This is a genomic window from Bradyrhizobium sp. 63_E2_N1_3, from assembly GCF_052076005.1.
Classification (GTDB): Bacteria; Pseudomonadota; Alphaproteobacteria; order Rhizobiales; family Xanthobacteraceae; genus Bradyrhizobium; species Bradyrhizobium barranii.
The window spans coordinates 8,283,523-8,296,525 of sequence record NZ_CP197235.1 but is presented as its reverse complement, the minus strand read 5'-3'; the positions used below and the strand labels follow the sequence as shown (position 1 = coordinate 8,296,525).

At 65.7% G+C, this 13,003-nt stretch carries 13 protein-coding genes; 7 read left to right on the top strand and 6 right to left on the bottom strand.

Annotated elements, in window-relative coordinates:
• Positions 1-47: 47 nt before the first annotated feature.
• The 4 genes from AB7531_RS39430 to AB7531_RS39415 all read right to left on the bottom strand — a co-directional run bounded on the left by AB7531_RS39430 (position 48) and on the right by AB7531_RS39415 (position 4,970).
• Entirely contained in the window at positions 48-1,133 is a 1,086-nt protein-coding gene (locus AB7531_RS39430) for a DUF2855 family protein (protein WP_063985802.1), read from the bottom strand.
• Positions 1,134-1,231: 98 nt separating this feature from the next.
• Positions 1,232-2,758 (bottom strand): acyl-CoA synthetase, encoded by a 1,527-nt coding sequence (locus AB7531_RS39425; protein WP_063985801.1) that lies wholly within the window; start codon positions 2,756-2,758, stop codon positions 1,232-1,234.
• Positions 2,759-2,768: 10 nt separating this feature from the next.
• The gene (locus AB7531_RS39420) at positions 2,769-3,944 is read right to left on the bottom strand and encodes an ABC transporter substrate-binding protein (protein WP_063985800.1); all 1,176 of its coding nucleotides are present in this window, start codon (positions 3,942-3,944) and stop codon (positions 2,769-2,771) included.
• A gap of 51 nt (positions 3,945-3,995) precedes the next feature.
• On the bottom strand, positions 3,996-4,970 hold the full coding sequence (locus tag AB7531_RS39415; protein WP_063985799.1) for an NAD(P)H-dependent flavin oxidoreductase: 975 nt from the start codon (positions 4,968-4,970) through the stop codon (positions 3,996-3,998).
• Positions 4,971-5,148: 178 nt separating this feature from the next.
• Between AB7531_RS39415 and AB7531_RS39410 the strand changes: the two genes are divergently transcribed.
• Complete coding sequence (locus AB7531_RS39410; protein ID WP_063985798.1) at positions 5,149-6,036, top strand: LysR family transcriptional regulator; 888 nt, start codon at positions 5,149-5,151, stop codon at positions 6,034-6,036.
• Here the strand turns inward: AB7531_RS39410 and AB7531_RS39405 are convergent.
• On the bottom strand, positions 6,033-6,686 hold the full coding sequence (locus AB7531_RS39405; RefSeq protein ID WP_063985797.1) for a DNA-3-methyladenine glycosylase family protein: 654 nt from the start codon (positions 6,684-6,686) through the stop codon (positions 6,033-6,035). The genes AB7531_RS39410 and AB7531_RS39405 overlap by 4 nt on opposite strands.
• A gap of 224 nt (positions 6,687-6,910) precedes the next feature.
• Between AB7531_RS39405 and gluQRS the strand changes: the two genes are divergently transcribed.
• A complete protein-coding gene (gene gluQRS / locus AB7531_RS39400) occupies positions 6,911-7,783 on the top strand; it encodes a tRNA glutamyl-Q(34) synthetase GluQRS (RefSeq protein ID WP_441280263.1) in 873 nt (290 codons plus the stop codon).
• 103 nt (positions 7,784-7,886) lie between these two features.
• Entirely contained in the window at positions 7,887-9,161 is a 1,275-nt protein-coding gene (locus AB7531_RS39395) for an ATP-binding protein (RefSeq protein WP_063985796.1), read from the top strand.
• Here the strand turns inward: AB7531_RS39395 and AB7531_RS39390 are convergent.
• On the bottom strand, positions 9,088-9,981 hold the full coding sequence (locus tag AB7531_RS39390) for a YihY/virulence factor BrkB family protein (RefSeq protein ID WP_063985795.1): 894 nt from the start codon (positions 9,979-9,981) through the stop codon (positions 9,088-9,090). The two genes, AB7531_RS39395 and AB7531_RS39390, sit on opposite strands and share 74 nt — an antisense overlap.
• 241 nt (positions 9,982-10,222) lie before the next feature.
• Here AB7531_RS39390 and AB7531_RS39385 point away from each other — a divergent pair, with 241 nt between their 5' ends.
• The 4 genes from AB7531_RS39385 (at position 10,223) to AB7531_RS39370 (ending at position 12,811) form a co-directional block, all read left to right on the top strand.
• Entirely contained in the window at positions 10,223-10,417 is a 195-nt protein-coding gene (locus tag AB7531_RS39385) for a twin transmembrane helix small protein (protein ID WP_028147306.1), read from the top strand.
• A gap of 2 nt (positions 10,418-10,419) precedes the next feature.
• A complete protein-coding gene (locus tag AB7531_RS39380) occupies positions 10,420-10,992 on the top strand; it encodes a cob(I)yrinic acid a,c-diamide adenosyltransferase (RefSeq protein WP_063985794.1) in 573 nt (190 codons plus the stop codon).
• Positions 10,993-11,117: 125 nt separating this feature from the next.
• Positions 11,118-11,867, top strand: a complete 750-nt coding sequence (locus AB7531_RS39375) for an electron transfer flavoprotein subunit beta/FixA family protein (protein ID WP_038942669.1) — start codon at positions 11,118-11,120, stop codon at positions 11,865-11,867.
• On the top strand, positions 11,867-12,811 hold the full coding sequence (locus AB7531_RS39370) for an electron transfer flavoprotein subunit alpha/FixB family protein (RefSeq protein ID WP_063985793.1): 945 nt from the start codon (positions 11,867-11,869) through the stop codon (positions 12,809-12,811). Before AB7531_RS39375 ends, AB7531_RS39370 begins: the two co-directional genes overlap by 1 nt.
• The last annotated feature ends 192 nt before the right edge of the window (positions 12,812-13,003 follow it).

Sequence of the window (13,003 nt, the reverse complement as noted above, 5' to 3'; positions counted from 1 at the left end):
TCCTCTGAGGTTGACGCTATACCGGTTCGACGGGCCTCGAAAGCGGTTTACCCGAGCAGCGAGAGCATGTGGCCCTGCTCAGGCGGAATACGCCCTTTCAGCGTATCGAGAAACACCTGCCGCACCGCGTCGGGGCCGCGGCTCTCGACCACGGTCAGGCTTCTCTCCAGTAGCGGCACAAAGCCGGACCATGCCGCGCCAAAGCGCTGCTCGATGCCGCCCGGGCCCCATTCCTTGGCGCGCTTGCGGATCTGGTCGGGCGCGAAGAACCAGCGCGGCTTTGCACCGGGCAGCTCGCCTTCGTCGGGCTCGGTGGCGCGATGCGTCAATCCGACGCGTACGGAGCATTTCATCCGGTCGCCGAAGTGCTGATGCAATCCGGCGCGCAGCGCGCTGTTGCCGGCCATGTCAACGAAGGCGACTGGCGCATCCGATGGCAGCGACGCAATGCGGTCATAGGTGACGACCTCGTCATAGCAACCGAGCGACGAGACAAAGCCGCTGTTGCCGGCGGACGTCAGCCCGATCACCTTGCGGCCGCGCACATGCAGCATATGGGCGAGGCCGAACGCGGTCTTGCTCGAGGCGCTGGAGAGCAGCACGGTGCGTGCGCCGAAGTCGTTGTTCTCGGCCAGAAAGTCGTCGACCAGGAACGACAGCATGAACAGCGGCCCCAGCAGCGCCTGGTAGTCGCCCTTCCGGCCGGCGTAAGCGGGATCGCCGCTGACGCGGGCATAGGCGTTGTAGACCGGCGCCACGCCCTGCCGGTGTGCGGCACCGTCGCGAAGGCCGCGCTTGCTGACGTCCGTCGCCTCGATGACGAGATGCGTCGCCATCGGGAAATAGCCGAACAGGCGCTCGCCCACGGCGATGTTCGGATGACTGGACGCGACCACCTCGCCAAAGCCCCATACCGGAATGTTGCCAAAACCGTTCGGCGCGGGAAAGAGCTGCCAGTATTTCAACTCGTCGCCCATCACCGCATAGGTGATGTTGTTGGCGGTGAAGGCGAAGCGGTCGACCTTCACGAGCAGGGCGTCAGGCGGCAGCGCATCCGCGCCGGGAAGCTCGGTCGTGACCACCTTGCACTGGTCGAGGTCATTTTTCGCAACGACGAAGTCGATCGATGTCATGGCTTTGATCCCGGCTTTGTCCGCGCCGGCATTTCATCGTTCACCCATGATCCTTTTGCAACAGCAACATAGTTTAAAACGCCGTTCGCAGCCGTTCGTTACGCGCCGGCGCGCGCGTGGCCCGCCCAATAGGGCTCCCGCAGCTTGCGCTTGAAGATCTTTCCCGTCGCCTCGCGCGGCAGCGCGTCGCGGAATTCGACGTCCTTCGGCACCTTGAAATTGGCGAGCCGCTCGCGCAGGAACGACTGGACCGCGGCGGACGAGAGCGCTGCGCCCGGCTCCGGCTCGACATAGGCGCAGAGCCGCTCGCCAAATTCGGCGTCGGGAATGCCGAACACCGCGCAATCGCGCACGCCGGGCATTCCGATCAGCGCATTCTCGATCTCGGCGGGATAGATGTTGACGCCGCCGGAGATCACCATGTCGCGCTTGCGGTCGCACAGGAACAGATAGCCGTCCTCGTCGAGATAGCCGACGTCGCCGACGCTGACGAGCCCGTCGCGGCCGGCCTCGGCGCGCGCTTCGGCCTTGCCGTGATAGTCGAAATCCGGCACCGAGGCCTGCCGCATGTAGATTTCGCCGGGTTCGTTGACGTCGCACAGGCTGCCGTCGGCGCGGAAGATCTTGACGACGCCGCCCTCGATGGCGCGGCCGACGGTGCCGGGCTTCTTCAGCGCCTCCGCCGCGGAGTGCCACACCGGAATCCCGGTCTCGGTCGAGCCGAAATATTCGTTGATGACGCCTCCCCACCAATCGATCATCGCCTTCTTCACGTCGGGCGGGCAGGGCGCCGCGCCATGAACGACAAAGCGCAGCGAGGACAAGTCGTAACGCCGCTTCATGTCGTCGGGCAGCCGCAGCAGGCGCACGAACATCGTCGGAACCATGTGCATGTGCGTGACGCGATGGCGCTCAATCAGTTGCAGCAGGTCTTCGGGATCGAAGCGCGGTTCCAGCACGATGGTGCAGCCGCTGCGATAGGCCAGCATGCCGTAGGAGTGCGGAGCGGAATGGTACATCGGGCCGTTCATCAGCACGACCTGATCCTCGTTCGGCTTGACGCCATAGGCGATCGCCCCGACGCGCTCGGACGCCGCGATCTGCTCGGGGCGCATCGGCATGCGCCGCACGCCTTTCGGCATGCCGGTGGTGCCCGACGTGTAGAACATCGGCGCGCTGCGACGAGGCGGCTGGGTGAGTTCCGCCTGGCTGTCGCGCCATTTGTCCCAATCGGTCAATCCGTCCGGCACCTTTGTGAGCGCGGCGGGGATGTCGAACGCGCCGGCAATCTCCGGCGGCGTCGGCACGACCATGAGCGCCAGTTCCTCCGGCAGGCCGTCGCGAATCTGCGGCAGCAGGTCGGCATGGCAGATCAAAATGTTGGCGCCGCTGTCGGCCAGGATATAGCGGACTTCGGCGGCCTTCAGGTGCCAGTTGATCGGCACCACCGGTCGGCCGAGCGCGGCGGAAGCCGCGACGACCTCGAACAGGGCGAAGTCATTGCGCAGCATCATGGCGACCGGCGTGCCCTCGCGCCCGCCGAGCGTGCTGATCCCGCCTGCGGCCCGTCTGATCCGCGCATGGAGGTCTGGATAATCGATCCGGCGCTCGCCGCTGATGATCATGGGATGTTCTCTACCGGTCATCGAGAATGCCGCCGAACGGCACCCAGCTCTTGCCGCTGAAGCGGCGGAGCTGAAGCTGCTGGAACGGCAGATAGTCGTCCGGACCAGTCGACACGCTCATTCCGGGCAACAGCAGCGGCAGCTTCACCTCTTTCAGCGACGCGGCCTGCTTCAAGATGTTGTCGCGGCTGACATCGTCCTTGCAGGCGCTCAGCACCGTCATCAGCAGCGTGGCATAGTGATAGCCCGCGGCGTAGTTGGAGTTCGAGAGATCCGCGGTCGGCATGTATTGCTTCATGAAGGCGAAATAGGACTTCACGCCGGGATCGTCGGCCCATTGCGGGTCCATCGTGTCCTTCTGGTTGCTCGACGAGATCAGCCCGACCGCATTGTCCAGCCCCGCCGGCTCCAGGAACGAGATCGAGGAGGCCGAGGTCGGCACGAAGAACAGCTCCGGCTTCCAGCCGATCTCGGCTACGCCCTTGACCATCTGCGAGGTGAACTTGCCGAGCACGACGCCGAGCAGCACGTTGGCGCCTGACGCCTTCAGCGTCGAGAGCTGCGAGCTGATCGTCGGCGCGCTGGTCTCGTAGCTCGCCTCCGCGATGATCATGCTTGCGGCCTTGGGCCCGAGCGCGCGCTTGAAGCCCGCGACATAGTCGCGGCCGAAATCGTCGTTCTGGGACAGGATCGCGATCTTCGCGTCGGGCTTGGACTGCAAGATATACTTGGCATAGACGACGCCCTCGGATTCGTAGGCCGCCATGCCCGGCATCGTCCAGGGATTCTTCTGCGGATCGGCCCATTTGGTGGCGCCCGAGAGCACGAACAGCTGCGGCACCTTCTTGGCGTTGAGGTAACGCTGCACGGCGCTGTTGGTGGCGGTGCCGAGCGAGCCGAACATCATCAGCACCTCGTCCTGCTCCACCAGCTTTCTCGTCTGCTCGACCGTCTTCGGCGGCGAGTAGGCGTCGTCCAGCGTGATGAACTTGACCTTGCGGCCGTTGATGCCGCCCTCCGCGTTGACCTTCTCGAAGAACGCCTCCTGCGTCCGTCCGATCGCGCCGAAGCCGGAGGCAGGGCCACTATAGGGCAGGGTCTGCCCGATCCGGATCTCGTCCGCACCGGCGCTGCCGGCGGCAAGCGTCAGCAACGACAGGCCTGTCAGCGCGGCTGTCAGCTTCATGATGTCCTCCCGTTTGTCTTGTCAGTCCAATTTTCCTGTCGGACCAAGCCGTCAGGCGCTGGCGCGCATCAGGAAATCCTGCCGGGCCTGATCGAATTCGCCCTTCATCCGGTCGACCAGCTCGGCGACCGGAGGCGCATCCAGGATCTGGCCGATGCCCTGGCCCGAGCCCCAGATGTCGCGCCACGCCTTGGATTTCATGTTGCCGCCGGAGCCGAAATTCATCTTCGTCTTGTCGGCAACCGGGAGATTGTCCGGATCGAGCCCGGCGGCGGCGATCGAGGGGCCGAGATAGTTGCCGTGCACGCCGGTGAATAGGTTGGTGTAGACGATGTCGTGCGCGGCGTGCTGCGTCAGCGCGGACTTGTAGGCTTCGTCGGCATTGGCTTCCTTCGTCGCGATGAAGCGCGTGCCCATATAGGCGAGGTCGGCGCCCAGCGTCAGCGCGGAGGCGATGCCAAAACCGTCACTGATCGCGCCCGACAGCAGGATCGCGCCGTCGAACCATTGCTTGACCTCGCGCACCAGCGCGAACGGCGACAGCATGCCGGCATGTCCGCCGGCGCCGGCGCACACCAGGATCAGTCCGTCGACGCCTTGCTCCGCGGCCTTGCGCGCATGCTTGACGTTGATGACGTCGTGGAACACCAGCCCGCCATAGGAGTGCGCGGCCTCGACGATCTCGGCGGGCGGCCGCAGTGAGGTGATGATGATGGGCGCCCTGTGCTTCACACAGGTTTCCATGTCCTTCATCAAGCGGTCGTTGGAGGCATGGCAGATCTGGTTGACGGCGTAGGGCGCGACCTTCTTGCCGGGATTGCGCGATTTGTATTCGCCGAGCTCGTCCTCGATGCGGCTCAGCCATTCGTCGAGCTTTTCCACCGGACGGGCGTTGAGCGCCGGAAACGAGCCGACGACACCGGCCTTGCATTGGGCGATCACCAGCTCCGGCCCGGAGACGATGAAGAGGGGCGAGCCGACGACGGGCAGCTCCAGATTGTTCTTGAGCAGAGCGGGCAGTGCCATCCGATCCTCCTGACAAAGCACTTCGCCAGCCTGCCGGCCGGGGTGAGCGCTTCCATGTCGATTGTCGCGTCGGCGGGGTGTCCGCCGCTGGCGTGTTTGACCCCACTATAGGGTTGGACGGCGGGCGGGGATCGTTCAATATTGAACAAGCGGATATTCAGATTTGTACGGAGCCGACGTGGATTGGGATCTCTGCAAGACCTTCGTTGCGGTCGCCGACACCGGCAGCTTCACTGCGGCGGCAAAGCGTCTGCACGCCAGCCATCCGACCGTCAGCCGCAAGATCGCGGCGCTGGAGGCGCAGCTCGGCACCAAGCTGCTGGCGCGCGCCGCTGACGGCTTCGTGCTCACCGCCGACGGCCGTACGCTGCGTGAGCATGCCGAGGCGATGGCCGCTGCCGCGCTCCGCGCCGAAGCCGCCGTTGGCGCCGGCGGTCGCAAGGCGCGTGGCACGGTCAAGCTGTCGATCGGCGCGACGCTGGCCTCGCACTGGCTGATGCCGCGGCTGCGATCGTTTCTCGGCGCACATGATCACATTCGGCTCGAGATCATCACCCATCCGTTTCCGGCCAGCGTGCGGCGGCGGGAGGCCGACGTCGTGCTGCGACCGGTCGACAGCGGCGAGGAAAATCTGGTCGGCCGCAAGATCGGCCGTCTCGGCACCGGCTTCTATGCCTCGCGCGACTATGCCACGGGCCGGTCCTTGCCGGAGCGGAGCGGCGAGTGGAAGGGGCACAGCGTCATCGGCTTCGCCGACCAGGATTCGAACGCACAGCTGGCGCGCTGGAGCGATGCGATCACCCGGCAAGGCACCATGGTGATGCGTTGCTCGTCGCAGGGCGACATGCTGGCGGCGGTGCGTGCTGGAATCGGAATCTCCGCGCTGTCCTGCTTCGTCGCGGAGAGCTATCCAGACTTGGTGCGCGTCGCGCCGCAAAAACTGGTCAGCGTCGCCGATCTCTGGCTGCTCGCCCATCCCGATCTGGTCGAGTTGTCTGCGGTGCGCGCCGTCGTCGACTTCGTGGCCGAATGCGCCCGTGCCGATCGCGAACGGCTGCGAGGCTAGGGCTGGTTGCTGATGACACCTTCGCGCTTCTTGATCACGCGATAATAGCTCCACCACAGATGCGCGGCTGCTCCGCGCAGGGGACGCCAGGGTTCGGCAAGCGGCGCCATCTGCTTCTCCGTCGGCCGCGCCTGAAGGCCCAGGCCAACTTTGATCCCCTCCTGCACGGCGATGTCGCCGGCCGGCCAGGCATCGCCGTGCCCGAGGCAGAACAGCAGATAGACGTCGGCCGTCCATGGCCCGATGCCGGGCAGCGCGATCAGCGTATGGTGCGCGGCCTCGGCGTCTTCCTCGGCAAGCACATCGAGGTTCAGCCGCTGCGCATTGATCTCGCGCGCGAGATGTTTCAGCGTCTTGATCTTGGCGGCGGACAGGCCGAGCCGTCCCAGCCGGTCGGTGCGGGCGCGGCTCACGGCCTCATGGTCGAACGGATCGAACGCGGCCGACAGCCGCCCCCAGATCGCTGCGGCGCTCGCGGTCGAAAGCTGCTGCCCGCAAACGATGTGGGCGAGCCCCGTAAAACCCGGCTCACGCCGCCGCAAGGCGGGCATGCCGGCGATCTCGAGCACGGGCTTGAGGCGCGGGTCGCGCTTGATCAGCGCGTGGACGGCGTCTTCGAGATCGGACTGGGTTTCGAGGTGGATGGTCATTTGGGTCGGCAAACTCTCTCCGGCGTCATGGCCGGGTTTGACCCGGCCATCCACGTCTCTCTAACCACACGACATGTCTAGCATGGGTGACAGTGTTCGTATCTGTCCACGACTTGACACGATCGCTGTATCGCACCGAAGAACGTGGATGGCCGGGACATAGGCGAGCGGAAGCGACGCCGTCCCTTCGGACGGCTATGCCCGGCCATGACGAGTTTCACCGCATGGCGCCACCCGTTTTCCGTTTTGCCCCCAGTCCGAATGGCCTCTTGCATCTCGGCCACGCCTATTCGGCGCTGCTCAATTTCGACCGCGCGCGCGAGACCGGCGGGCGGCTGTTGCTGCGGATCGAGGACATCGACGCGACGCGCTGCCGGCCGGAATATGAGACGGCGATCTACGACGACCTCGCCTGGCTCGGCATCGCCTGGGAAACGCCGGTGCGGCGGCAGTCGGAGCATCTCGCGGTTTATCGCGCCGCGCTCGAAAAACTCTCTGCACTTGGTCTCGTCTATCCCGCGTTCGAAAGCCGCGCGGAGATCGCCAGGCTCGTGACCGCGCGCGAGGCCGCCGGGCCATGGCCGCGCGATCCCGATGGCGCGCCGCTTTATCCGGGTGACGCCAGATCGCTGTCGGCCGGCGAGCGCGACCGGCTCATTGCATCTGGCGTGCCTTACGCGCTCCGGCTCGACATGGCGGCCGCCTGCCGACGCGTTGCCGGCCTGAGGTGGACTGAGCTGGGCGTGGGCCCCGACGGCGAGCATGGTACCGTCCCCGCGCGGCCCGAGGCCTGGGGCGACGTCATCCTGGCCCGCAAGGAGACGCCGACCAGCTACCATTTGTCCGTCGTCGTCGACGACGCGCTTCAGGGCATCAGCGAGGTCGTGCGGGGGCAGGACCTGTTTCACGCCACCTCGGTTCACCGCCTGCTCCAGGTCCTGCTCAATCTGCCGGAACCCGCCTATCGCCACCACGCCCTGATTCTGGACGAGGCGGGCCGGAAGTTGTCGAAATCGGACCGCTCGACCGGCCTGCGCGAGCTGCGCGCTGACGGCGCCACGCCCGCCGGCATCCGCCGGTTGGTGGGATTAGGTTAAGTTTCTCTGGGGGTTAGCAAAACGCCGCCGTGACTCCAGGGGTTCCGCCGTGCGATGCTTGCTTGAGAGCCTGGGGATCGAAGGGGACCCTTCGAAGGGATTCATGGCGGCGAAAACGCGCTCAGCGCGCACCACGCGAACGTCCAGGCGACCGCCTCGGAAGCGGTCCGGGGCGACCGGCCGGTTGCGCAAGCGCAGCGCCAAGGCCGTGGCGCCGGACGTGGTCCAGGCCGCGCTCGCCGCCTTCGCCCATGAGGTCCGTACCCCCCTGACCGGGATTCTTGCGATCAGCGACCTGCTCGCCACTTCCGATCTCGGCGAGCGCGAGCGGCGCTGGGCCGACACCATCAAGGCCGGTGCCGAGCATCTGGCGAGCCTTGCCACCCTGTTCGTCGATGCCGCCAGGACCGGCAAGGGGGCGGGCAAGGGTGGAAGTGCCTTGCGGCAGGATTTGTTCGATCTGCGCGCGCTCGCCCGCAGCGCCGGCGATTCGCTCGCCGGACGCGCCGCGGCCAAGGGCCTCCAGGCCCAGGTCGATATCTCCGAGAAGCTGCCGGGGCTGGTGGTCGGCGATTCCGTCCGCCTGCGCGCCGCGCTCGAGAACCTGATCGACAATGCCGTCAAATTTACCGAGCAGGGCGGTGTCGCGCTCGCGGTCGCGCCTTGGCGTCCCGCCAAAGGCAAGGCCAGAGACAAGGCGAAGGGCAAGGTCGGCGTCGCCTTCGCGGTGTCCGACAGCGGCATCGGCCTGACCATGGCCGAGATCAAGCGGCTGTTCCGCCCCTTCACCCAGGCAAATGTCACCATCGCCTCGCGCTTCGGCGGCGCCGGCTTGGGCCTTTCCTCGGTCAAGCAACTGGCGCGCGCGATGGGCGGCGACATCACGGTCGCCCCGCGGCGCGGCGGCGGCGCCACCTTCACGTTGACGATGTCGCTCGACGCGACGGAATCGCGCAAGTCCCGCAAGTCGAAGGGCGAAGCCGAGGCGGATGCGATGGCCGCGCTGCGCGTGCTCAGCGTCGAGGACAATCCGTTCGGCCGCGTCGTGCTCAACACCATCCTGACCGAGCTCGGCCACCATGCCGAGTTCATCGGGCGCGGCGAGGATGCGGTGAACCGGCTCGCGCAGGGCGCGTTCGATGCGGTGCTGATGGACATGGTGCTGCCTGGCATCGACGGCGTCGAGGCCATCAGGCGGATCCGGACCATGCCGGCGCCGCTGGCTCAGATACCCATCATCGGCGTGTCCGGCCGTGGCGAGGACGAGGCGGCCTCGCGCGAGGCCGGCGCCGACGCCTTCCTGGTCAAGCCTGTTTCTCCGCGCGCTTTAGCGACTGCGCTGCTTGAAGCGAAACGCCGTGAGGAAGCCGCGACTTGATGATTGCGGCGTTGAGCTCGCCGCCGTAGACGAAGATCGCGGCGATGAAATACAGGAACACCAGCGCGATGATCACCGAGGCGAGCCCCGCATACATCGTCACGTAGTTGTTGGCGAAGCGCGCCAGATATTGGCCGAACACGATGCCCGAGATCAGCGACGCCACGATGGTGAAGACGATGCCGGGCAGGATCTGGAGGAAGGCGCGCCGTCCCGCCGGCAGCCAGGCATGCAGGATGATCAGCGCCACCACCAGCGCACCCACGGTGATGCCGTAGCGCAGCCAGGTGAGGATGCTCTCGTTGGACTCGACGAACAGCGGGATATGGCGCCGCGCCGCCTCGATGAAGAGCGGCCCGAGCACGATCAGGAACGCCATCGCGAGCGCGGTGAAGGCCGCGACCAGCGTGTAGCCGATCGATTCAAGGCGCAGCCAGTACCAGCGCCGCATCTCCACCACCGCATAGGCGCGGTTCAGCGCGACGCGGAGCGCCTCGACGCCGTTGGAGGCGAAATACACCGACAGCGCTGCGCCGATCGTCAGCACGCCGGTGCGGGTCGTGGTCAAAACGTCGTGGACTTCTCCCGAGATCGAATCGGCGACCTGCTTGGGCCAGACCTGAAGCATCAGGCTTGCGGCCTGATCGGCAAGTTCCTTGGAGCCGAAGAAGCCGGCGAGCGAGGTCAGCACGATCAGGAACGGGAACAGTGCCATCAGCGTCGACAGCGCGATATGGCTCGCGATCGCCCAGCCGTCGTCGGCGAGGAAGGTGTAGAAGGCATCTTCCACGACGACGTAGATGGTGCGGATTGCCCTCACGCGCCCACCTACACGACAGATGCCGCTCGCTCGCCCCGTGCGCGGGGAGAGGCGAAAAAGCCGGGCAATTGGCGCAGACCAGAAATCATCGCACTACCATCTGATATTATTGACCTAAAAGCCAGATCGCGAAGCGCCCCCGTCGTCATTCCGGGCTCGATGCTTCGCATCGCCCCGGAATGACGGCGGCGGCTGCCGCGGCACCATGGCGCATCCGCAAGCACGGTGTTATCTACCCCAAATGGCATCTCTCCTGAGTACTTTCATCCTGCCGGTAGCGGCCGGCGCCGTGGCGGTGGTGCTGCTGCTCGGTCTCGTCAACATGATGCGCGGCGGCTCGCCCAACACCTCGCAGAAGCTGATGCGCTGGCGCGTGCTGCTTCAGTTTGTGGCGATCGTGATTGCCATGCTCGCGGTCTGGGCGATGGGGCGTTAAAAATGGTCACGCTGAATCGCATCTATACGAAGACCGGTGACGACGGCACGACGGCGCTCGGAACGGGCGAGCGCCGTCCGAAATACGATCTGCGCATCGAAGCCTATGGCACCGTGGACGAGACCAATGCCGCGATCGGCGTTGTCAGGCTCCACACCCATGACATGTCCGAGTTCGACGCGATGCTCGGCCGCATCCAGAACGATCTGTTCGACCTCGGCGCGGACCTCGCGGTGCCCGAGCGTGAAGGCAAGGCCGAGCGGCTGCGGGTGGTGGCAAGCCAGGTCGAGCGGCTCGAGCGCGACATCGACGCGCTCAACGACAAGCTGGCGCCGCTCACCTCCTTCGTGCTGCCGGGCGGCACGCCGGCCGCCGCCTACCTCCACGTTGCCCGTACGATTTGCCGCAGGGCGGAACGCGTGATGGTGGAACTGGCGGCCCGGCCCGGCGAGCCCGTGGGCGCCGCTGGCATCCAGTATATGAACCGCCTGTCCGACTTCCTGTTCGTCGCCAGCCGTGCCGCCAACCATAACGGCGCCGGCGACGTGCTCTGGGTTCCGGGCCAGAATCGCTGACCCATTGAGGTCGATATTTCTAAGGTCTAAAATTTGGCCCTGTCGCGCGTTGACCGGGCCGGATCAGGCCTTTAGGTTCCGCGCCAGTTGATAACCCCCCTCCCAAATTGAGTGAAAGAGGATCGATGAAGGTCTTGGTGCCGGTAAAGCGGGTGGTTGATTACAACGTCAAGGTCCGCGTCAAGGGCGATGGATCGGGCGTTGAACTCGCCAACGTGAAGATGTCGATGAACCCGTTCGACGAAATCGCGGTCGAGGAAGCGTTGCGCCTGAAGGAAGGCGGCAAGGCCACCGAGGTCGTCGTGGTTTCCATTGGACCGGCGCAGGCCTCGGAGACGATCCGCACCGGTCTCGCCATGGGCGCCGACCGCGGCATCTTGGTGAAGGTCGAGGGCACCGTCGAGCCGCTCGCGGTCGCGAAGATTCTGAAGAAGATCGCCGACGAAGAGCAGCCCGGCCTGATTATCCTCGGCAAGCAGGCGATCGACGACGACAGCAACCAGACCGGTCAGATGCTGGCCGCGCTGCTCGGCTGGTCGCAGGCGACGTTTGCTTCGAAGCTCGAGGTCGAAGGTTCTGACTTCAAGGTCACCCGCGAAGTCGACGGCGGTCTGCAGACCGTCAAGCTGAAGGGACCGGCGATCGTCACCACGGATCTCCGTCTCAACGAGCCGCGCTATGCCTCGCTGCCCAACATCATGAAGGCCAAGAAGAAGCCGATCGCGGAGAAGACCGTCGCCGATTACGGCGTCGACGTCGCCGCGCGTCTCGAGGTTCTCAAGACGACGGAGCCGGCGGGCCGCAAGGCGGGCGTCAAGGTCAAGGACGTCGCCGAGCTGGTGTCGAAACTCAAGAACGAAGCCGGGGTGCTCTGATGACGACGCTTCTGATTGCCGAACACGACAATGCGTCGCTGAAGGACGCGACCAACAAGGCCCTGACCGCGGCTGCCGCACTCGGCGCGGATGTCGACGTGCTGGTGGCCGGCCAGAACGCCAAGGCTGCGGCGGATGCCGCCGCCAAGCTTGCCGGCGTGAAGAAGGTGCTGCTTGCCGAGGGCGAGACCTACGCCCACGATCTCGCCGAGCCGCTGGCCGCGCTGATCGTCTCGCTGGCTTCCGGCTATGACGCGATCGTCGCGCCCGCGACCTCGCGCTTCAAGAACGTGATGCCGCGTGTCGCAGCCCTGCTCGACGTCATGCAGGTCTCCGAGATCACCAAGGTGGTCGCCCCCGACACCTATGAGCGCCCGATCTATGCCGGCAACGCCATCCAGACGGTGAAGTCGAAGGACGCCAAGAAGGTCATCACGGTGCGCACCTCGACCTTTGCGGCGGCGGGTGAAGGCGGCAGCGCCGCGGTCGAGAACGTCGCTGCGGCGGCCGATCCGGGCCTGTCGTCCTTCGTCGGCGAGGAAGTCGCCAAGAGCGACCGCCCCGAGCTGACCTCGGCCAAGATCATCGTCTCCGGTGGCCGTGCCATGCAGAGCCGCGAGAACTTCGCCAAGTACATCGAACCGCTCGCCGACAAGCTCGGTGCCGGCGTCGGTGCCTCGCGCGCGGCGGTGGATGCCGGCTATGCGCCGAACGACTGGCAGGTCGGCCAGACCGGCAAGGTGGTGGCCCCCGAGCTCTATGTCGCGGTGGGCATTTCCGGCGCGATCCAGCATCTGGCCGGCATGAAGGACTCCAAGGTGATCGTCGCGATCAACAAGGACGAGGACGCGCCGATCTTCCAGGTCGCCGATTACGGCCTGGTCGCCGACCTCTACCAGGCGGTTCCTGAGCTCACCGAAGCGCTCGCCAAGCTCGGCAAGTAAAAACGCGCTAAAAACACCGGCCGGAGTGGTACACTCCGGCCGGTTTTTCTTTTTCAAGGCGTTTTCTTTGGCGTGGGGCACGCCGGGGAAGCGATCCAATCTAGGTTTCGAGCCAGGATTCTGATCTAATCGAGTTTCTGATTAAATCGGACCTCCCGGCTCGGGGGATGAGGCAGGCGCGATCTGCGCGCC